Source organism: Bradyrhizobium sp. USDA 336 (genome assembly GCF_044908355.1).
Classification (GTDB): domain Bacteria; phylum Pseudomonadota; class Alphaproteobacteria; order Rhizobiales; family Xanthobacteraceae; genus Bradyrhizobium; species Bradyrhizobium yuanmingense.
In genome coordinates this window covers 678,027-697,293 of record NZ_JBIYDC010000002.1, presented here as the reverse complement: position 1 = coordinate 697,293, position 19,267 = coordinate 678,027, and the positions used below count along the sequence as shown (strand labels likewise).

Sequence of the window (19,267 nt, the reverse complement as noted above, 5' to 3'; positions counted from 1 at the left end):
GTGTTGAGGGGAATGACGCGATCTTAGAGCACGATCCGGCAAAGTGTGCAGCGGTTTTCCGGCAACATCATGCTCAAACAATAGCCTGAAGCGGATCGCGCCTCAGGCCGTCGCGGCCGCGTTAGCCAAAGCAGCGTCGGCCGCCATCTGCGCGCGGCGAAGCCGCCGCGCCCGCCTGCGATCGCACCAGGCCTGGGTCAGGCGCTCGGTCGTCGCCTTGATGGAGGAGAGCAGGCCGAACAGCGTCACGACCGCGCCGAACAACCACATCGCCAGATCGAACGCGCCGCCGACGAGCAGCAGCGCGCCGCGGCCGAGCAGCTTGATGATCGCGCGCGTCTTGCCGCCTTGCGCTTCCGCAAGCCGCACAGCGCGCGCGACGTCCTTGGGACCCTCGGCGATGCGGAGCGTATCCATGGCCCCGCGCGTGCCGGTCTTTCCGGCGACGCGCGTGACGTCCTTGCCGAGCCGGACCAGCGCACCGGCCTTCTCGGCCCGGAACGCGGCCTTGATCGCGCTCACGGTCTGGCCAGGGCGCAGCACCGAGCCCGATGCCACCGCGTTCCGCAGCATCGGCGCGTCGACGACCTCGCGCGCGGACCGACCGGCCCACGCGGCGAGCCCCTCGCCAAGCCGTCCGAGCTTGCGCGCATCCTTCACCAGAGTCAGTCCTGCGCGCACCGGCGCGGCACCGCCGACGGAGACATAGGTTGCCGCCGTCACCGCAAGGCCGGCCGCCGCAAGGGACAGCACGAGGCGGTCGGTGTCCTCGCCCATGGCGAGGTGCTTGCCTTCGCGCACCACGTCCCTGATGTCGCCGAACACGAAGAGATCGCCGGCCACGGTACCGGACAGGCTGGCGACATCGTCCGCGTTGCCGGTGACGAGACCGGTGGCGAAGCGCTTGGCGAAATGCGCGGTGGAATTCTCCGCTTTCACGGCATCAGTGACGCGGCTCAAGAGGTCGTCGGGAAGCGCGATGTTGCGCTCGCGCGCCAGCGTGACGAAACTGTCGGCGAGATCGGCATCGCCGGAGGCGAGCGCGGCCTCGATGTTGTCCTGAACCAGGCGGTCGTTGTGCCGGAGCAGTGCATCGAGCTTCAGCTCGGAGAGCGCGACCGGATCATCCTGGGCGGCCAGGATCGCGCCGGCCTCGCGGGCATGCGGCGCCACCTGCGCGAGCACGAAGCCGCACACGGCCATTCCCGCCAACGCCGTACTGATTCGCAGCCACTTCATGTGGAAAGCCCGGATGCCCTGAGATCGCTTGCGCGGAACACTACGTCTTTCGTCCCGGTTTCACGCAACCACAGAGATAGTATGCCAAAATTGCGACACAACGTCCCCGACGAAAGAAGGGCTTCTCTCAGGCCGCAAGATTGTGTCGAATTTGCATGAGCAAATGAGCATGGGGCGCTTGCGAAGCTTTTCGGTTCCGCTGGACTAGCAATCACCTGTACCCGCCAGTATGGTCCGCAGCGCCTCAAAGATGCCGCGTCGGTTCGTGATTGTATCTGCCGCCATTGCCACTCCAGGATGAACTTCGATGTCCGACCATGTCGTCCCGCACTTCCATAACGATGCCGGTGTTCCCGTCATCGAGATTGGTTCGCAAGAGTTCATGTGCGTGGGCGCCAATCCTCCGTTCGACCATCCGCACGTCTTCCTCGACCTCGGCAACGACAACGAGATCATCTGCCCCTATTGCTCGACGCTGTACCGCTTCGCGGCCGACCTGAAGCCGGGCGAAGCCCGCCCGCCGGAATGTGTGCTGAAGGACAAGGTGGCCTGACCGCGTCCATCGGTTAAGGGGTGGCGCTCTCCCGAACGATTGTCATCGCCGGTGCCGGCATTGGTGGCCTGACGGCCGCGCTCGCGCTCGCCGCCCGCGGCTTCCGCATCGTCGTGCTGGAGAAGGCCGAACGCCTCGAGGAGGTCGGCGCCGGCCTGCAGCTCTCGCCCAATGCCAGCCGCGTGCTGGTCGAGCTCGGCCTCACCGAACGCCTCAAGCTGCGCGCCGTCACCCCGGAAGCGCTCTCGATCATGAGCGCGCGCGCCGGCGGCGAGCTGCTGCGCATGCCGCTCGGCGAAGCCGCCTCGCTGCGCGCCGGAGCGCCCTATTGGGTGGTGCACCGTGCCGACCTGCAAGCGGCCCTCGCCGGCGCCGTCGCCGACCATCCCGACATCGACCTGAAGCTGGGCGCGACCTTCGAGGACGTCGCGCCTCACGCCAAGGGCCTGACCGTGGTCCATCGCAGCGGCACGATCCGCCGCAGCGATCTCGCCAGCGCGCTGATCGGCGCCGACGGCATCTGGTCGACGGTGCGCCAGCATCTGTTTCCCGAGGTGCAGCCGCGCTTTTCCGGCCTGATCGCCTGGCGCGGCACGCTCGATGCCACGCAATTGCCGAAGGACTATACCGCGCGCCGGGTGCAGCTCTGGATGGGACCGAACGCCCATCTGGTCGCCTATCCCGTTGCGGGCGGGCGCCAGATCAACGTGGTCGCGGTGCTGCCCGGCACCTGGAACCGGCCGGGCTGGAGCACGCCCGGCGATGTCAGCGAGGTGATGGACGCCTTTGCCGGCCCGCGCTGGCCGCCGGCGGCGCGGATGCTGCTCGCCGCGGTCGACAGCTGGCGCAAATGGGCGCTATTCGGCGTGCCGGACGGCTGCCCCTGGAGCAAGGGTTCGGTGGCGCTGCTCGGCGATGCCGTGCACGCGATGCTGCCGTTCGCAGCGCAAGGGGCCGGCATGGCGATCGAGGATGCCGCCGTGCTCGCCCGGCATTTGAGCCTGGAAGCCGCCGAGGGCAGCAAAGCGGTTGCCGCCGCGCTGACGCAATACGGCCGTGCCCGCCAGGCGCGGGTGCGGCGGGTGCAGCGGACCGCGCGGCAGCAGGGCCGCATCTATCATCTCAGCGGGCCGCTCGCGCTCGCACGCGATGTTGCGATCCGCGCGCTGGGCCCGCAGCGCATGCTGGCGCGACAGGACTGGATCTACGGCTGGCGGCCCTGATGCGGAGCGCCGCCGGCAGCATGCCTCAGCGGGCCGCTTTGCCGGATTTGGCGCTGGCCGCGGGCGATGCCGGAGGCGGCGGCGCCTCGGGCGGCGTCTCCCGGCATCTGTTGCGGCGCCAGGCGTCCTCGGCCAATTGGGCCTGCCCGCGCACGGCGACATAGTCGTTGCGATAAGCGAGCTCGGACACGACGGCGCCGCCCGCCCCGGTCTCGGCCTTCTCCATCAGCCGCTGCAAATCGGCGGTGCGCTTGGCGAGGTCCTTGCGCTCGGTCTCAAGCTGCTTGCAATCGTACAATTCGTATTTGGCGGGATCGGCAAAGGCCGGTGCGATCGTCTCGCTCACGCCGGCGCAGCCGGACAGCGCGAGGCCAGCCGCAAGCAGCGCGAAGGACGCGCCAAAGCCGCGCAGCCAAAAGGAAAACGAAGCAGCCATGCCGGATGAATAGCCCCCGTGGATTGAGAATGCCTAAAGCAGCAACAGATGTCCGGATTGAGGCTTTGCCTTGTGCCCCCGGCTCGCTTAAGGAAGAACCGTCCCTCCGGCGGCGAACGCGCCAATTCCAGACCGCCGGAACGGACTTAAGTGTTTGATCTCGTTGGATCAAGCGGGCATGGCGGAATTGGTAGACGCAAGGGACTTAAAATCCCTCGGTGCGCAAGCGCTGTGCCGGTTCGACCCCGGCTGCCCGCACCACTAGCTTGTATCACCCTTGCTCGAGTCGCTTTGGCTCTGCGCGGAAATCGAGCAGCACGATCCAGAAGCAGATCAGCGCGGTGACGAGGAGGATGAAGGTGCCCTCGATCGGCGCGCCCAGTAGCGAGATCAGTGCCGGGAAGGCGAGGCCGATGCCGAGACTGGCGGCGAGCGCCAGGGGCGGAAGATCGACGATGAGGATCGCGGCAAGAAGCGCGAGCTCGAAGAAGGCATATTCCTTCAGACGCGGCGAGCTGAGATAGAGCGCGAACATGGCAAGCACCGTGATGCGCATGGCCGTGCGCGGGTGATCCATCAGCCAGCGATCGAGCTGCGTCAGCAGCGATGCTCCTTCCCGCACCGGTCCGCTCGCGGCCGCGCGCAGGACCGACAGCGCGAACGGCACGAGCACGAGCGCAAGTGCCGCGAACGCATAGGCCGCCAACATCGCCGGCTTGCCGTCACCGAAGCCGGCCTGGACCATGAGGTCACGCGCCAGCAGCAACAGCGACGGATTGGTCTCCACGAGACCGACGGCATGCTGGCCGGGAATTTGTCCTGCGATCGCGAGCAGCCAGCTCGCGAACAGATCTGGATAGAGTAACCGCGACAGCGCGAGCGGCAACGCGAAGGCGAACGCGGCCACCGCGATCAAGGCCAGCTTGCGGCCAAGCGGCAGCGGCAGGAAATAGAGCGCCGCCAGCACCGGGACGAACACCAGCTTGAACGAGGTCACGAGGCCGAGCAGCGCCGCGCCGGCGAAGCGCGAGGAAAAGTTCGAATCCTGTTCGGACGCGAGCGGACGAAGCAGGAGCTTCAGCGCGATCGCGGTCAGCACTCCGCTCAGCAGCGCAAAATTCCCCGACGCCACCACGAATTCGAAACCGACGAACGCGCCGAGCGCGCAGAGCACCTTCAAGCCAGCATCGCGCGCGCTGGCACGCGTCCGGCCTAGGCCGGGCAGAAGCAGCGCGCAGAGCGCGGCGAGGACGAGAAAGATGCTCCTGTAATGATCGAGCAGAACGCCGCCCGCGCAGAGCGGACGGAAGACGTCCAGCGTCACCGGCAGATAGGGATAAGAATAGGTGGTGCCCCTCAGGTTCTTGACGAAGTAGGGATCGAGCCCGTCGGCATGCGCATCGACGGCCGCGCAATTGACCCGGACGTCCCAGCCATACGGCAGGTCGAGCGAGGCATCGTTGGCGAGATTACCGAGCACCAGCAGCGCGGTCAGCGTGACCACGCCGGCAAGCCAGACGTTGCGCCTGGCAACCTTGGCCGCAGGCGCCAACCATCGTGCTGCACCTGATATGTCGGACACGGGCGATACCCTGTTTGGCTTCTCGCGGCGCCGTTGCGGCAGCCGGTCCGGCCACAATGGACAGGACGGGTTGCCGATTCATCTCCCCGGCGTGCTGCGCCCGATCTTATGGTGAATCCCTGGTTGCAGGCCGAGCCGTCCGGCGACGCGGCTTCGGAAAACGCTTCGAAAATGGTTCGATGTGCGCGGCGACGCGGTCGCGGATGGCCCATCAGGCCGGCGACGGGCCCTCACCTGATCTTGACCGCTCCTGCTCCGCCTGCCAGCCATCCCGAAACATGGGTTGTGCAACGCAGCATCGGGGCTAAATAGCTCGCTTAATTGCAGGGGTAAGCTTCTTGTCCGACGTCAATGCCGACGGTTGGGTGTCCGCAGGACACCGCCCAATGGGTTTTCCGGAATTCGTCATCGTGATCGCGTCCATCATGGCGCTGAACCCGCTCGCGATGGACATGATGCTGCCGGCGCTGCCCAATATCGGCGCCGCCTTCAAGATTCCCGTCGAGAACCATCTGCAGCTGGTGCTGTCGACCTTCCTGATCGGCTTCGGCGCCGGTCAGTTCGTCATGGGTCCCCTGTCGGACCGCTTTGGGCGCCGACCGGTGCTGCTCGGCGGCATGGCGGTCTATGCGGTGGCGAGCGTGCTGGCGGTCGCCGCGCCCTCGTTCGAGACGCTGCTGCTGGCGCGCGCGCTCCAGGGGCTCGGCACCGCGGCGACGCGCGTGATCGCGACCTCGATCGTGCGCGATTGCTATGTCGGCCGCCGCATGGCGAGCGTGATGTCGCTTGCCATGATGGTGTTCATCGCGGTGCCGGTGGTCGCCCCCTCGTTCGGACAGGCGGTGCTGCTGGTGACGGCGTGGCGCGGCATCTTCGTCGTGCTGATGCTATACGGCCTGCTCGCGCTCGCATGGTGCGTGCTGCGGCTGCCTGAAACTCTCCCCCGGTCGGAGCGCCGATCGCTGGCGCCCGCCGACGTGCTCTCCGCGTACCGGCAGACCGTGACCCATCGCCAGACCATCGGCTATGCCACGGCTGCCGGCAGCGTGATGGGCGCACTGTTCGCCTACGTCTTCTGCGCCCAACAGATCTTCACCGGCATCTATCACCTCGGCCACTACTTCCCGCTTGCTTTCGCGGCGATCGCGGCCGGCGTCGCCATCGCCGGATTCCTCAATGCAAGACTGGTCGGGCGGCTCGGCATGCGCGTGATCTCGCACGGCGCGCTGACGCTCTACACGGCCGTGGCCGGCGTGATGCTGCTGACGGAAAGCCTTAGCGTGCTGCCGCTCGCCTTGTTCATGGTGCTCTCGGCCCTGATGATGTTCTCGTTCGGCATGATGGTCGCCAACTTCACCGCACTGGCGATGGAGCCGCAGGGCCACATCGCCGGCACGGCCTCCTCGCTGTACGGCTCGATCACCACGCTGATCGGGATCGTGGTCGGCATGGCGATCGGGCAGAGCTTCGACGGCACGCTGCTGCCGTTCTCGATCGGCTTCTTCCTGTCCACCCTCGCCGCGCTGGCGATCGTGCTGGTGGTCGAGAAGGGACGGCTGTTCAGGCCGCAACATCGTCCGATCAGCTAAAGCGCGATGAGATTCGGATGGATCGTCATCGTGCTAGTTGTTACGCATGATCTTTCCGGAAAGCCGCTTCGCACCTTTCTGGATCATGCTTTTAGGAACTTCCCGCCCCTCGCGATGTTGTACCGCAGCAATTCAAAGGATTGGCGAGATGGAACAAGAGAACAGATCGGATCAGCCCGCGTCCGAGATCGAACAGCCGATTTCGCAGCCTCGTTCCGATGAACGAAAGGACTCGAGCTTGGCATTCGTGAGGGAAGGGCTCGAGCAGCTGCGCGACAGCCACTGCTAGACGAGAGCGATCACCGACTGCTTCATAGAAGCGCTGCTTGATAAAAAACGGCGCCGCAGGAGACTGCGGCGCCGTTCGTTTTTCACATGCAAGGCGCGCGGCGCTTACTCCGTCTTGTCGACGTTCCAGAACACCGGGGTCGCGGGACCGTCGAGCACACCGTTCAGCGACTTGCGCCAGCCGCTCGCGATGAGATACTGCCCGAGCGGAATGTAGATCACCTGCTCATAGGCCTGCTTCTGGATGTCGGCGGCGATCTTCTTCTGATCGTCGACCGAGGCGGCGCGGACGAAAGCGTCCTTGAGCTGCTCGATCTTGGCATCCTCCGCCCAGCCGAACCAGCCCTTCTTGCCCAGGCCGCTGATCGAGAGATTGGCGATCGGGTTCGAGACGTCGGCCGCGACCCAGTTGGTGAAGAACATGTTCCAGCCGCCTTCCTTCGGCGGCTTCTGGCTGGCGCGGCGGCTCACCACCGTCTGCCAGTCGGTCGCCTGCAGGTCGACCTTGAAGCCGGCCTCGCGCAGCAGCTGGGCCGCAACGATCGGCTGCGCCTTCAGCGTCGTGACATCGCCGGGCGCCATGATCACGATCGGCGTGCCGTCATAGCCGGACTCGGCGAGCGCCTTCTTGGCTTGCGCCATGCCGTTCCCCTTGACCAGGGTCTCGGAGCCCACATCGGTCGCGAGCGGCGTGTCGCACACGAAGAAAGCGCCGCAGATCTTTTGGTACTTGGCATTGCCGACCAGCGCGTCGAGCACGTCCTTCTGGTTCATCGCCAGCAAGGCAGCCCGCCGCACCTTCACGTTGTCGAACGGCGGATGAAGGAAGTTCATCCGGCCGAGGGTCTGAAAGCCGAACTTGTTCAGGACCTCGATCTTGAGCTCCTTGTTCGCTTCCAGCACCGGCAACATGTCGAACGGCAGGTTCTCCATGAAGTCGATGTCGCCCGACTGCAGCGCGTTCACCGCGGTCTGCGAGTCCGGCATGGTGATCCATTCGACGCGGTCGACCTTCACCACCTTGCCGCCGGAGGTCCAGCTCGCCGGCTCCTTGCGCGGAACGTAATCGGTGTTCTTGACGTAGACCGCCTTCACGCCGGGCTGGAATTCGCCCTGCACGAACTTGAAGGGGCCCGAGCCGATCTGCTCGGGAATCTGCTTGTCCGCCGGCGTCTCCGCAAGGCGCTTCGGCATCATGAAGGCCACGCGCGAGGACGGCTTGCCGATGGAATCGAGGACGAGCCCATAGGGCTCCTTCAGCTTCAGCGTGATGGTCTTGGCGTCGGTCGCCTCGATGCTGGCGGTGAAGTCCATGAGCTTCTGGCCCATGCCGTCGACCGCGGCCCAGCGCTTTAGCGAAGCGACGCAATCTTCCGCCGTCACCGGCGCACCATCATGCCACTTCAGACCGTCGCGCAGCGTGAAGGTGTAGGTGAGCTTGTCGTCGGAGATCTTCCAGTCAGCCATCTGCGGCTGGACCTTGAAGTTCGAATCGGTGGCCACCAGCGTGTCGTAAACCATGTAGCCATGGTCACGCGTGATGTAGGCCGTGGTGAAGATCGGGTCGATGATGCGCAAATCCGAGTGCAGCACCGCCGTGAGGGTCTTGCCGGCTGCAAACACCGGCGAGGCCAGCGCGGTCGAGAGCGCGACGACTGACAGCGCGAGTGTGGAGGCGAACGCGCGAGGCCCCCGGCGCATGAAATGGAACATGGAAAGTTCTCCTGACGTGAAACTGTTCAAAGGCAGGTTATTGATTGAGCATGAAGTCCGTTCGTTGGGCGAACTAACCTCATGCATGCCTTTATCTTTTCGAGACTTGCAGACAGTGCCGAGCGCGTCAATCCGGTTTCGTTGCAAGCCCTTGCGGCGCAGGCACGGGCTCCACAGGGATCGATTTGGCTCTACAACACCTCCACTCGTCCTGCCCGCGCCGATGCAATGCGCGTTCCATCTTTCCAAGCTCGAGAGACATTGAGATGAATCGTGCCAATCTCCCCTTTGATTCCGAGGCAATGCTCGCGGGCCTGCGCACCTGGGTCGAATGCGAAAGCCCGACCTGGAACGCGGGCGCCGTGGACCGCATGCTCGATATCGCAGCGCGGGACATGGCGATCATGGGTGCGACGATCGAGCGCATCGCCGGTCGGCAGGGTTTTGGCAGCGTGATCCGCGCGCGCTTTCCGCATCCGAAGCAGGGCGAGCCCGGCATCCTGATCGCTGGACACATGGATACCGTCCACCCGGTCGGCACCATCGAGAAGCTGAAATGGCGGCGCGAAGGCAACAAGTGCTACGGCCCCGGCATCTTCGACATGAAGGGCGGCAATTATCTCTCGCTGGAAGCGATCCGGCAGCTGGCGCGCGCATCGTTCACCACGCCGCTGCCGATTACCGTGCTGTTCACGCCGGACGAGGAAGTCGGCACGCCCTCGACACGCGACATCATCGAGGCCGAGGCCGCGCGCAACAAATACGTGCTGGTGCCGGAGCCCGGCCGCGCCGACAACGGTGTCACTACCGGACGTTACGCCATCGCACGCTTCAACCTCGAAGCGACAGGCCGGCCGAGCCACGCCGGCGCCACGCTGTCGGCGGGACGCTCGGCGATCCGCGAGATGGCGCGGCAAATTCTCAACATCGACGCCATGACGACGGAGGACTGCACCTTCTCGGTCGGCGTTGTGCATGGCGGGCAATGGGTCAATTGCGTCGCCACCACCGCGACCGGCGAAGCGCTGTCGATGGCCAAGCGCCAGGCCGATCTCGATCGCGGTGTCGAGCGGATGCTGGCGCTGTCCGGCACCAAAGACGACGTCACCTTCAAGGTCACGCGCGGCGTGACGCGGCCGGTCTGGGAGCCGAATGCGGGCACGATGGCGCTGTACGAGAAGGCGCGCGGCATCGCCAGATCTCTTGGCATGGAACTGCCGCATGCAAGCTCCGGCGGCGGCTCCGACGGCAACTTCACCGGCGCGATGGGAATCCCGACGCTCGACGGCCTCGGCGTGCGCGGCGGCAATGCCCACACGCTCGAGGAGTATATCGAAGTCGAGAGTCTCGTTGAGCGAGGCCGCCTGATGGCGGGGCTGCTGGCGACGCTGGCGTGATCGCGAAGCGATCCCGTAGGTGGGCAAAGGCGCTAAGCGCCGTGCCCGCCGTTTTCCCGACTGAAAGCAGGTGGGCACGCTCCGCTTTGCCCACCCTACGAAGATTGGCTGCACCGCAAAAACTGTGGCCCTCGTGGCACGGGAATTGCTGAAATGTTAGGCTGATGGCAGGCTGGCCGAAGAGCCCTGCCCAATTTGACTCTAAACTGACGGATCCAACTTGCTCGGATATCTCCTTCGCCGAATTCTCGCCGCCGTGCCCGTGATGGGCGTGGTCGCGCTGTTCGTTTTCCTCCTGCTCCGCCTCACCCCCGGCGATCCCGCCGCGATCCTCGCCGGCGACAACGCGACCCCGGAACGGCTGGAGCGCATCCGCGAATCGCTCGGCCTCAACGAGCCGCTGATCGTGCAGTTCATCACCTGGGTGAACAAGCTGCTGCACGGCGACCTCGGGACGTCGCTGATCTCCAATTTGCCGGTGATGAAGATGATCGGCCAGCGCGTCGAGCCGTCGATCTCGATCGCGTTGTGCACCATCATCCTCGCCGTCATGGTCGCAGTTCCCTTGGGGGTGATCGCGGCGTGGAAGCACGGCACCTGGATCGACCGTTTCGTGATGGGTCTGTCCGTGCTCGGCTTCTCGGTGCCGGTGTTTGTGGTCGGCTATGTCCTCATCCAGGTCTTCGCGATCGAGCTGCGCTGGGTGCCGGTGCAGGGCTTCCGGAGCATCTTCAACGGCTTCGGTCCGTTCTTCGAGCGCATGATCCTGCCGACCTGCGCGCTGTCCTTCATCTACGTCGCACTGATCGCGCGCATGACGCGTGCGGCGATGCTCGACGTGCTCGGCGAAGACTACGTGCGAACGGCGCGCGCGAAGGGCATCAACGAGGTTGCGGTGATGATGCGCCATGCGCTGCGCAACGCCGCCGTGCCCGTGATCACCGTGATCGGGACCGGCTTTGCGCTCTTGATCTCCGGCGTCGTCGTCACCGAGAGCGTGTTCAACATCCCCGGCATCGGGCGTCTCACCGTCGATGCGGTGCTGGCGCGCGACTATCCGGTGATCCAGGCGATGATCCTGCTGACCTCGCTGATCTACGTCGTCGTCAATCTTCTCATCGACGTCGCCTACACCCTGCTCGATCCCCGGATCCGGTACTGAGGCAAGGACAAGAACAAAATGTCGGTCGATACCCTTCCCCAGTCCTCCATTCCGATCACGTCGCCGTTGCGGCCGCGATTCGGATTCCTCACCTCGACCCCGATCATCGCCACCGCGACGTGCCTGCTCGCGCTGATCGTGGTGGTCTCGATCCTCGCGCCGCTGATCGCGCCGCATGATCCGGTCCAGCTCGCCCCGTCGCAGCGGCTCAAGCCGTCCTCCGCTCAGTTCCTGCTCGGCACCGACGCCTACGGCCGCGACGTGTTGTCGCGCGTGATCTATGGCGGCCGCATCTCGCTTCTGATCGGCATCGGCGCGGCGATCCTGTCGATCGCCATCGGGCTCGCGATCGGCCTCGTCTCCGGCTTCTTCAAGCTGGTCGATTCCATCATGATGCGCGTCATGGACGGCCTGATGGCGATGCCGAGCATCCTGCTCGCGATCGCCGTGGTGTCGTTGTCAGGCGCCAGCCTCTGGACCGTGCTGATCGCGATCACGATCCCCGAGATTCCGCGCGTTGCACGCCTGGTCCGCTCGGTCGTGCTGTCGGCCCGCGAGGAGCCTTACGTCGAGGCCGCGATCTCGGTCGGCTCGAGCCTGCCGAAGATCATGTGGCGCCACCTGATGCCGAACACGATCGCACCGTTGATCGTCCAGGGCACCTATATCTGCGCCAGCGCAATTCTGACCGAAGCGATCCTCTCCTTCCTCGGCGCCGGCATCTCGCCGGAGACGCCGACCTGGGGCAACATCATGGCCGAGGGCCGCCAGTACTTCCAGATCAAGCCGTCGCTGATCTTCTGGCCGGGCCTGCTGCTCTCCATCGCCATCCTCAGCATCAACCTGATCGGCGACGCCGCCCGCGACGCCCTCGATCCGCGCATGAAGCAGCGGGAGGGGAAGTGACTTGTCTCGCCGGCCCATCCCCTTGTTCCGTCATTGCGAGCGAAGCGAAGCAATCCAGTCTGCATCTGCGGAGAGATTTCTGGATTGCTTCGTCGCTTCGCTCCTCGCAATGACGACGGAGTGACCTGATGACCAACACCATCCTCGACATCAACAATCTCGTCGTCTCCATCGGCAAGCAGCCGAAAGGCGCCAACATCATCGACGGCATCTCGATCCAGGTGCGCGAGCGCGAGACGCTGTGCCTCGTCGGCGAGAGCGGCTCGGGCAAGTCGGTGACCTCGCTCACCACCATGGGCCTGTTGCCGAAGGGCACGCTGGTGCCGACCGGCGGCAGCGTGAAGCTGGTCGGCGAGGAGCTGCTCACCGCCACCGACCGCCGCCTGCGCCAGCTGCGCGCGACCAAGATGGCGATGATCTTCCAGGAGCCGATGACCGCGCTCAATCCGGTGGTGCCGGTCGGCCGCCAGATCGACGAGGTGCTCCGCGCCCACACCAGCCTCGACGCGAGGGCTCGCAAGCAGCGCATCCTCGACATGATGGAGCAGGTGCGCCTGCCCCAGGTCGAGCGCATCTTCGCCTCCTACCCCCACCGCCTCTCCGGAGGCCAGCGCCAGCGCATCATGATCGCGATGGCGCTGGTGCTGGAGCCGAAGCTCCTCATTGCCGACGAGCCGACCACCGCGCTCGACGTCACCACACAGAAGCAGATCCTGACCCTGATCCGCGACCTCCAGCGCGATCACGGCACGGCGGTGCTGTTCATCACCCATGACATGGGCGTGGTGGCCGAGATTGCCGATCGCGTCGCGGTGATGCGGCAGGGCCGCCTGGTCGAGACCGGCCCGCTCGAGACCGTGCTGCGCAATCCGACCATGGAATACACCCGCAACCTGCTCTCCTCGGTGCCGAGCCTGGTGCCGCGCCCGCCGCGCGAGGAAACCCGCGAGCCAGTGGTGCTGGAGGCCAACGAGCTCGGCAAGGTCTACAAGGAGCGCTCCTTCTTCGGCAAAGGCCGCGAGGTCGTCGCTGCCGACAAGGTCACGCTCACCCTGCGCAAGGGCCGCACGCTCGGCATCGTCGGCGAAAGCGGCTCGGGCAAGTCGACGGTTGCGCGCTGCATCGTCCGCCTGATCGATCCGACCTCCGGCGGGGTGCGCCTCGCCGGCCGCGAGATCGCCGACATCTCGCGCCGCCTGCTGCAGCCGCACCGGCAGAAGATCCAGATCGTTTTCCAGGATCCCTACCGCTCGCTCAACCCGCGCATCACCGTCGGCGAGAGCATCGCCGAAGGCCCGGTCAATTACGGCATCCCGCACGCCGACGCGATGAAGCGGGCGCGCGAGCTGCTCGAGCTGGTCGGCCTGCCGCCGGATGCGGTGTCGCGCTATCCGCACCAGTTCTCCGGCGGCCAGCGCCAGCGCATCGCGATCGCCCGGGCGCTCGCGCTCGATCCGGACGTGCTGGTCGCGGACGAAGCGGTCTCCGCGCTCGACGTCTCGGTGCAGGCGCAGGTGCTGGAACTGCTCGACGAGATCCAGAAGCGGCTCGGCATCGCCATCCTGTTCATCACCCACGATTTGCGCGTCGCAGCCCAGATCTGCGACGAGGTCGTGGTGATGCAGCACGGCCGCGTCGTCGAACAGGGACCCGCCGCCGAAGTGCTGACGCATCCGAAGGAGGCCTACACCAAGGCGCTGCTGGATGCGGCGCCCGGGCGGGGTTGGGATTTTGCGAACTTCCGTCCGGTGGCGGAAGGCGTGGGGGCGACGGCTTAACTCTCTCCGCCGTCATTCCGGGGCATCGCGAAGCGATGAGCCCGGAATCCATCAGGCTGCGAACTCTGTCGCACGATGGATTCCGGGCTCGCGCTACGCGCGCCCCGGAATGACGGCGGAGCAGCATTCCCAAAACGATCTGACCCTATGCGTGGCACGATTGCTTCCTGCCTTGCTCTCTTCGCAAGGCCAAGGCTAACGTCGCGCACTTTCCAACGCTGGACCTGAACTGAATGACACGCATCGCCGTCGGCGGCTTCCTGCACGAGACCAACACCTTCGCTCCGACCAAGGCGACCTTCGCCGACTTCCAGCACGGCGGCGGCTGGCCGGCGATGACCAGAGGTAGCGACGTCTTGAAGGTGATGCGGCGCATCAATGTCGGCCTCGCCGGTTTCGTCGACAGTGCCGAGGCGAACGGCTGGGAACTCGTTCCGACCATCGCCTGCGGCGCGAGCCCCTCCGCTCACGTCACCAAGGACGCCTTCGAGCGCATCGTGAAGGTGATGGTCGACGGCATCGCAGCCGCCGGCCCGATCGACGCGGTCTATCTCGACCTGCACGGCGCTATGGTGACCGAGCATCTCGACGACGGCGAAGGCGAAATCCTCGCGCGCGTACGCCGCGTCATCGGCAAGGATGTTCCGCTGGTCACCAGCCTCGATCTCCACGCCAACGTCACGCCCGAGATGATGGAGCATGCCGACGCGCTGATCGCCTACCGCACCTATCCGCATGTCGACATGGCCGAGACCGGCCGCGCCTGCGCGCACCATCTCGCGCTGCTGCTGCAGACGAAGCAGCGCTTCGCAAAGGCCTTCCGGCAATTGCCGTTCCTGATCCCGATCAGCTGGCAATGCACCAACGACCAGCCAACCAAAGGCATCTACGAAAGACTCGCTGCGCTGGAGAGCGATGCCGTCCCCACCCTCTCTTTCGCGCCCGGCTTCCCCGCCGCCGATTTCCGCGACTGCGGCCCGAGCGTATTCGCCTACGGCAGGACGCAGGACGACGCCAACCGCGCGGCGGACGCGCTTCTGAAGCTGATCGAAAGTCACGAGAACGATTTCGACGGCAAGATCTGGTCGCCCGACGACGGCGTGCGCCACGCCATGGAACTTGCCAAGAGCGCGCGCAAACCGATCATCATCGCCGACACCCAGGACAATCCCGGCGCCGGCGGCGATTCCGACACGACGGGCATGCTGCGCGCGCTGGTGCGCAACAAAGCGAGTGCCGCAACCGGCGCCATCTACGATCCGGAATCGGCCAAGGCCGCGCACGCGGCCGGCGTCGGCGCCGCCGTGACGCTCTCGCTCGGCGGCAAGTCCGGCATCCCCGGCGACGAGCCCTATCGCGAGACGTTCGTGGTCGAGCAGCTGTCCGACGGCCGCTTCATCGCGCCCGGCCCCTATTACGGCGGCCGCGAGATGGAGATGGGCCCGTCCGCAGCCCTGCGCATCGGCGATGTCCGCATCGTCGTCTCCTCGCACAAGGCTCAGCTCGCCGACCAGGCGATGTACCGCTATGTCGGCATCGAGCCGACCGAACAGAAGATTCTGGTCAACAAGAGCTCGGTGCATTTCCGCGCCGATTTCGAGCCGATCGCGGAAAAGCTGATGATCTGTGCCGCCCCCGGTGCGATGCCGGCCGACACCGCTTCGCTGCCCTGGACGCGCCTGCGCCCGGGCATCCGCATCAAGCCGAACGGCCCCGTATTCACGCCTCCCTCACGCTAACCGGACAGGACCACATGCCCACGATCGATCGCATCGACGGCTACGCCGACGAGCTCACCGCAATCAGACGCGACCTCCACGCCCATCCCGAGATCGGCTTCGAGGAAGTGCGCACCTCCGGCATCGTCGCCGACAAGCTGAAGAGCTGGGGCATCGAGGTGCATCGCGGCCTCGGCGGCACCGGCGTGATCGGCGTCATCAAGGGCAAGGGCACGGGCAGCAAGCGCATCGGGCTTCGCGCCGACATGGACGCGCTCCCGATGGAAGAGAACACCAATCTGAAGTGGAGCTCGAAGATCCCCGGCCGCTTCCACGGCTGCGGCCATGACGGCCACACCACCATGCTGCTCGGCACCGCGCGGTATCTCGCCGAGACCCGGAACTTCGACGGCACGGTACATCTGATCTTCCAGCCGGCCGAGGAAGGCCTCGGCGGCGCCCGCGCCATGATCAAGGACGGGTTGTTCGAGAAATTTCCCTGCGACGAGCTCTACGGCCTGCACAACGCGCCCGACCTCAACCATGGCGAGATCGCGATCCTTCCGGGCCCGGCCATGGCCAGTGCCGACTTCTTCGACCTGCGCATCACCGGCTACGGCGCGCATGGTGCGATGCCCGAGCGCTCCAAGGATGCGGTGGTCATCGCAACGACGCTGGCGCAGGCGATCCAGACCATCGTCAGCCGCAACGTCGACCCGCTGCAGGCCGCGGTGATCTCGATCACCCAGATCCATGCCGGCTCCGCCTACAACGTCATTCCGGGCGATGCGCATCTGTGCGGCACCATCCGCACTTTCTCGAACGAAGTCCGCGCCCTGATCGCCGAGCGCATCCGCACCATCTGCGCCGGCATCGCAAGCGCCTATAGTTGCGTGATCGACGTCGACATCCGCGACACGTTCGGCGTTCTGGTCAACCAGGTCGAGCAGTCCAAGGTGGTCGAGGAGGTCGCGCGCACGATCGTCGATCCCGCCAACGTGATCACCCGCATCCAGCCGAAGATGGGCAGCGAGGATTTCGCCGACATGCTGGAGACGATTCCCGGCGCTTACTTCTGGGTCGGCCATGACGGCTCGGTGCCCGTGCACAATCCCGGCTTCGTGCTCGACGACAAGATCCTGCCGATCGGCGCCAGCATGTTCGCCCGCATCGTCGAGACGCGCATGCCGGTGGGTGGCAATGCATAAGCGCGTCGAGGAAGCGGTCACCTCGCTGCACGATCTTTCCGCGGTCGACCTGATCGCGGGTTATCGCGCCAAGCAATTCTCGCCGAGCGAGGTGCTGGAGGACGTGCTCGCGCATGTCGCGGCGTGGGAACCGCATCTGAAGGCGCTCTATGCGTTCGACCCCGATGGCGCGCGCGAGGCCGCAAAGGCCTCGACCGCGCGCTGGACCGGCGGCGAGCCCTCCGGGCCGCTCGACGGCGTGCCCGTGACGGTGAAGGACAACATCGCGACCAAGGGCGTACCGGTGCCGTTGGGGGCCGCCAGCGTCAAGCTCGTGCCGGCCGAGAAGGACGCACCGCCCGCCGCGCGGCTGCGTGAGGCCGGCACCATCATCTTCGCCAAGACCACCATGCCCGATTACGGCATGCTGTCCTCCGGGCTCTCCTCGTTCCACGCGCTCGCGCGCAACCCGTGGGATCTCAGCAAGAACCCGGGCGGCTCCAGCGCCGGCGCTGGCGCCGCCGCCGCGGCTGGCTACGGTCCCCTGCATCTCGGCACCGATATCGGCGGCTCGGTCCGCCTGCCCGCCGGCTGGTGCGGCCTCGTCGGCCTGAAGCCGAGTTTTGGCCGCGTGCCGATCGACCCCACCTATGTCGGCCGTGTCGCAGGCCCGATGACCCGCACGGTCGACGATTGCGCGCTGATGATGAGCGCGATCGCAAAGCCCGACCGGCGCGACGGCATGAGCCTGCCGGCCGAGCTGCTGAACTGGAAGGGGCTGGAGAAATCTCCGCGCAAGCTGCGCATCGGGTTGATGCTCGATCCCGGCTGCGGCCTGGCGCTGGAGAAGCCGGTGCGCGAGGTCGCAGTGAAGGCCGCGAAGGCGTTCGAGTCCGCAGGCAGCGTCATCACCGAGGTCGAGGGCATCCTCACGCGCGAGATGCTCGACGGCCTCGACAATTTCTGGCGCGCGCGGATGTGGGACGATCTGTCCAAGCTGACGCCGGCCGAGCAGGCCAAGGTGCTGCCCTATATCTTCAAGTGGGGCGAGTCCGGGGCCAAGCTCTCGGGCGTCGACGTCATCCGCGGCTTCAACCAGACCATGGCGATCCGCGCGGCTGCGGCAAAGCTCTTTTGCGAGCTCGACTATGTGATCTCGCCGACCGCGCCGAACGTGAACTATCCGGCGGAATGGGCTTCGCCCACCAACGATCCGATGAAGCCGTTCGAGCATATCGCCTATACCGTGCCGTGGAATATGTCGGAGAACCCGGCGATCTCCCTCAACGGCGGCTTCGACGCCAAAGGTTTTCCCATCGGCGTGCAGATCGCCGGCCGCCGCTTCGACGACATCGGCGTGCTCGGCATGGCCAAGACCTTCGAAGGTCTGCGCGGCCCGCAGCGGCCCTGGCCGAAGCCGCCGGCAACGTAGCGGCGCGCATCTAGCGTCTCAGCACAACTCGTCATGCGCGGGCTCGCCCCGCGCATCCATCCTCTTCAAAAAGATGGATTGCCGGGTCAAGCCCGGCAATGACAGAATTGATTCAAGAATGACAGGGAAGGAAACCACCATGGCGTATGAGACGATCAAGTACGAGGTCGCCGATCAGATCCTCACCATCACGCTGAACCGGCCCGACAAGCTCAACGCCTTCAACGCGCAGATGCAAGCCGAGCTGATCGACGCGTTCGACGCCGCCGACAAGGACGACGATGTCCGCGCCATCATCGTCACCGGCGCCGGCCGCGGTTTTTGCGCGGGCGCCGATTTGTCCTCCGGCGCCGACACGTTCGACCGGGACGCGCGGCGCGGGCCGGTGAAGCGCCTCGCTGACGGCAAGGTTGATTATAGCGACCCGCAGGTGCGTGACGGCGGCGGCCAGGTGACGTTGCGCATCTTCAAATGCCTCAAGCCCGTGATCGCGGCGGTGAACGGCCCGGCCGTCGGCATCGGCGTCACCATGCAGCTTGCGATGGATATCCGCATCGCCTCGGAGGCTGCGCGGTTCGGCTTCGTGTTCTCCCAGCGTGGCATCGTGCCCGAGGCGGCCTCGAGCTGGTTCCTGCCGCGCATCGTCGGCATCTCGCAGGCGCTGGAATGGTGCTATTCGGGCCGTGTCTTCCCGGCGCAGGAAGCGCTTGCGGGCCGCCTCGTCAGCAAGGTCGTGGCCCCCGATGATCTGCTGCCGACCGCCCGCGCGCTCGCCAAGGAGTTTGCAGCAAAGACCGCGCCGGTGTCGGTCGCGCTGATCCGCCAGATGATGTGGCGCATGATGGGCGCCGACGATCCCATGGAAGCCCACAAGGTCGACAGCCGCGGCATCTATGCCCGCGGCCGCTCCGACGACGTCAAGGAAGGCGTGGTTTCGTTCCTGGAGAAGCGTCCCGCGCAGTTCAAGAACAAGGTGTCGACCGATATGCCGGATTATTTCCCGTGGTGGACGGAGCGAGAGTATAAATAGCGCTCTCGTAGGGTGGGCAAAGCGAAGCGTGCCC

The 19,267-nt window shown here is 65.8% G+C and carries 15 protein-coding genes and 1 tRNA gene; 12 read left to right on the top strand and 4 right to left on the bottom strand.

Annotated elements, in window-relative coordinates; all coding sequences use genetic code 11:
• Nucleotides 1–102: 102 nt before the first annotated feature.
• Entirely contained in the window at nucleotides 103–1,239 is a 1,137-nt protein-coding gene (locus tag ABIA45_RS04080) for a hypothetical protein (RefSeq protein ID WP_271544740.1), read from the bottom strand.
• Nucleotides 1,240–1,546: 307 nt separating this feature from the next.
• Between ABIA45_RS04080 and ABIA45_RS04075 the strand changes: the two genes are divergently transcribed.
• Both ABIA45_RS04075 and ABIA45_RS04070 read left to right on the top strand, forming a co-directional pair.
• Nucleotides 1,547–1,792 carry a zinc-finger domain-containing protein gene (locus ABIA45_RS04075; RefSeq protein WP_008562814.1) on the top strand — a complete coding sequence of 82 codons (246 nt, stop codon included), beginning with the start codon at nucleotides 1,547–1,549 and terminating at the stop codon, nucleotides 1,790–1,792.
• 20 nt (nucleotides 1,793–1,812) lie between these two features.
• Complete coding sequence (locus ABIA45_RS04070; protein ID WP_404651110.1) at nucleotides 1,813–3,015, top strand: FAD-dependent monooxygenase; 1,203 nt, start codon at nucleotides 1,813–1,815, stop codon at nucleotides 3,013–3,015.
• Between the two features lie 25 nt (nucleotides 3,016–3,040).
• Here ABIA45_RS04070 and ABIA45_RS04065 read toward each other — a convergent pair whose 3' ends face one another.
• A complete protein-coding gene (locus ABIA45_RS04065; RefSeq protein ID WP_404651109.1) occupies nucleotides 3,041–3,451 on the bottom strand; it encodes a twin-arginine translocation pathway signal in 411 nt (136 codons plus the stop codon).
• 172 nt (nucleotides 3,452–3,623) lie between these two features.
• Between ABIA45_RS04065 and ABIA45_RS04060 the strand changes: the two genes are divergently transcribed.
• A tRNA-Leu gene (locus ABIA45_RS04060) sits at nucleotides 3,624–3,712 on the top strand.
• A 10-nt stretch (nucleotides 3,713–3,722) separates the two neighbouring features.
• Here ABIA45_RS04060 and ABIA45_RS04055 read toward each other — a convergent pair.
• The gene (locus ABIA45_RS04055) at nucleotides 3,723–5,033 is read right to left on the bottom strand and encodes a hypothetical protein (protein WP_404651108.1); all 1,311 of its coding nucleotides are present in this window, start codon (nucleotides 5,031–5,033) and stop codon (nucleotides 3,723–3,725) included.
• Nucleotides 5,034–5,419: 386 nt separating this feature from the next.
• Between ABIA45_RS04055 and ABIA45_RS04050 the strand changes: the two genes are divergently transcribed.
• Complete coding sequence (locus tag ABIA45_RS04050) at nucleotides 5,420–6,622, top strand: multidrug effflux MFS transporter (protein ID WP_404651107.1); 1,203 nt, start codon at nucleotides 5,420–5,422, stop codon at nucleotides 6,620–6,622.
• A 393-nt stretch (nucleotides 6,623–7,015) separates the two neighbouring features.
• Here the strand turns inward: ABIA45_RS04050 and ABIA45_RS04045 are convergent, their stop codons facing one another.
• The gene (locus ABIA45_RS04045; RefSeq protein ID WP_271544757.1) at nucleotides 7,016–8,623 is read right to left on the bottom strand and encodes an ABC transporter substrate-binding protein; all 1,608 of its coding nucleotides are present in this window, start codon (nucleotides 8,621–8,623) and stop codon (nucleotides 7,016–7,018) included.
• Between the two features lie 266 nt (nucleotides 8,624–8,889).
• On the opposite strand from ABIA45_RS04045, the gene ABIA45_RS04040 reads away from it, so the two are divergent.
• The 8 genes from ABIA45_RS04040 to ABIA45_RS04005 all read left to right on the top strand — a co-directional run bounded on the left by ABIA45_RS04040 (nucleotide 8,890) and on the right by ABIA45_RS04005 (nucleotide 19,233).
• Nucleotides 8,890–10,020, top strand: a complete 1,131-nt coding sequence (locus ABIA45_RS04040; protein WP_404651106.1) for a M20/M25/M40 family metallo-hydrolase — start codon at nucleotides 8,890–8,892, stop codon at nucleotides 10,018–10,020.
• A 220-nt stretch (nucleotides 10,021–10,240) separates the two neighbouring features.
• Complete coding sequence (locus tag ABIA45_RS04035) at nucleotides 10,241–11,182, top strand: ABC transporter permease (RefSeq protein ID WP_271544761.1); 942 nt, start codon at nucleotides 10,241–10,243, stop codon at nucleotides 11,180–11,182.
• An 18-nt stretch (nucleotides 11,183–11,200) separates the two neighbouring features.
• Nucleotides 11,201–12,088 (top strand): ABC transporter permease, encoded by an 888-nt coding sequence (locus ABIA45_RS04030; RefSeq protein ID WP_271544763.1) that lies wholly within the window; start codon nucleotides 11,201–11,203, stop codon nucleotides 12,086–12,088.
• Between the two features lie 128 nt (nucleotides 12,089–12,216).
• Nucleotides 12,217–13,866, top strand: a complete 1,650-nt coding sequence (locus ABIA45_RS04025) for an ABC transporter ATP-binding protein (protein ID WP_404651105.1) — start codon at nucleotides 12,217–12,219, stop codon at nucleotides 13,864–13,866.
• A gap of 233 nt (nucleotides 13,867–14,099) precedes the next feature.
• On the top strand, nucleotides 14,100–15,605 hold the full coding sequence (locus tag ABIA45_RS04020) for a M81 family metallopeptidase (protein WP_404651104.1): 1,506 nt from the start codon (nucleotides 14,100–14,102) through the stop codon (nucleotides 15,603–15,605).
• A gap of 14 nt (nucleotides 15,606–15,619) precedes the next feature.
• A complete protein-coding gene (locus ABIA45_RS04015) occupies nucleotides 15,620–16,792 on the top strand; it encodes a M20 aminoacylase family protein (protein ID WP_404540083.1) in 1,173 nt (390 codons plus the stop codon).
• Complete coding sequence (locus ABIA45_RS04010) at nucleotides 16,785–18,203, top strand: amidase (RefSeq protein WP_404651103.1); 1,419 nt, start codon at nucleotides 16,785–16,787, stop codon at nucleotides 18,201–18,203. Before ABIA45_RS04015 ends, ABIA45_RS04010 begins: the two co-directional genes overlap by 8 nt.
• A gap of 139 nt (nucleotides 18,204–18,342) precedes the next feature.
• The gene (locus tag ABIA45_RS04005; protein ID WP_404540077.1) at nucleotides 18,343–19,233 is read left to right on the top strand and encodes a crotonase/enoyl-CoA hydratase family protein; all 891 of its coding nucleotides are present in this window, start codon (nucleotides 18,343–18,345) and stop codon (nucleotides 19,231–19,233) included.
• Nucleotides 19,234–19,267 lie beyond the last annotated feature (34 nt).

What these genes read in the sequence shown, in the direction of transcription:
- ABIA45_RS04080 (WP_271544740.1), bottom strand. Translation starts at nt 1,239, where the DNA reads ATGAAGTGGCTGCGAATCAGTACGGCGTTGGCGGGAATGGCCGTGTGC.
- ABIA45_RS04075 (WP_008562814.1), top strand. Translation starts at nt 1,547, where the DNA reads ATGTCCGACCATGTCGTCCCGCACTTCCATAACGATGCCGGTGTTCCC.
- ABIA45_RS04065 (WP_404651109.1), bottom strand. Translation starts at nt 3,451, where the DNA reads ATGGCTGCTTCGTTTTCCTTTTGGCTGCGCGGCTTTGGCGCGTCCTTC.
- ABIA45_RS04050 (WP_404651107.1), top strand. Translation starts at nt 5,420, where the DNA reads ATGGGTTTTCCGGAATTCGTCATCGTGATCGCGTCCATCATGGCGCTG.
- ABIA45_RS04045 (WP_271544757.1), bottom strand. Translation starts at nt 8,623, where the DNA reads ATGTTCCATTTCATGCGCCGGGGGCCTCGCGCGTTCGCCTCCACACTC.
- ABIA45_RS04040 (WP_404651106.1), top strand. Translation starts at nt 8,890, where the DNA reads ATGAATCGTGCCAATCTCCCCTTTGATTCCGAGGCAATGCTCGCGGGC.
- ABIA45_RS04030 (WP_271544763.1), top strand. Translation starts at nt 11,201, where the DNA reads ATGTCGGTCGATACCCTTCCCCAGTCCTCCATTCCGATCACGTCGCCG.
- ABIA45_RS04025 (WP_404651105.1), top strand. Translation starts at nt 12,217, where the DNA reads ATGACCAACACCATCCTCGACATCAACAATCTCGTCGTCTCCATCGGC.
- ABIA45_RS04020 (WP_404651104.1), top strand. Translation starts at nt 14,100, where the DNA reads ATGACACGCATCGCCGTCGGCGGCTTCCTGCACGAGACCAACACCTTC.
- ABIA45_RS04015 (WP_404540083.1), top strand. Translation starts at nt 15,620, where the DNA reads ATGCCCACGATCGATCGCATCGACGGCTACGCCGACGAGCTCACCGCA.
- ABIA45_RS04010 (WP_404651103.1), top strand. Translation starts at nt 16,785, where the DNA reads ATGCATAAGCGCGTCGAGGAAGCGGTCACCTCGCTGCACGATCTTTCC.
- ABIA45_RS04005 (WP_404540077.1), top strand. Translation starts at nt 18,343, where the DNA reads ATGGCGTATGAGACGATCAAGTACGAGGTCGCCGATCAGATCCTCACC.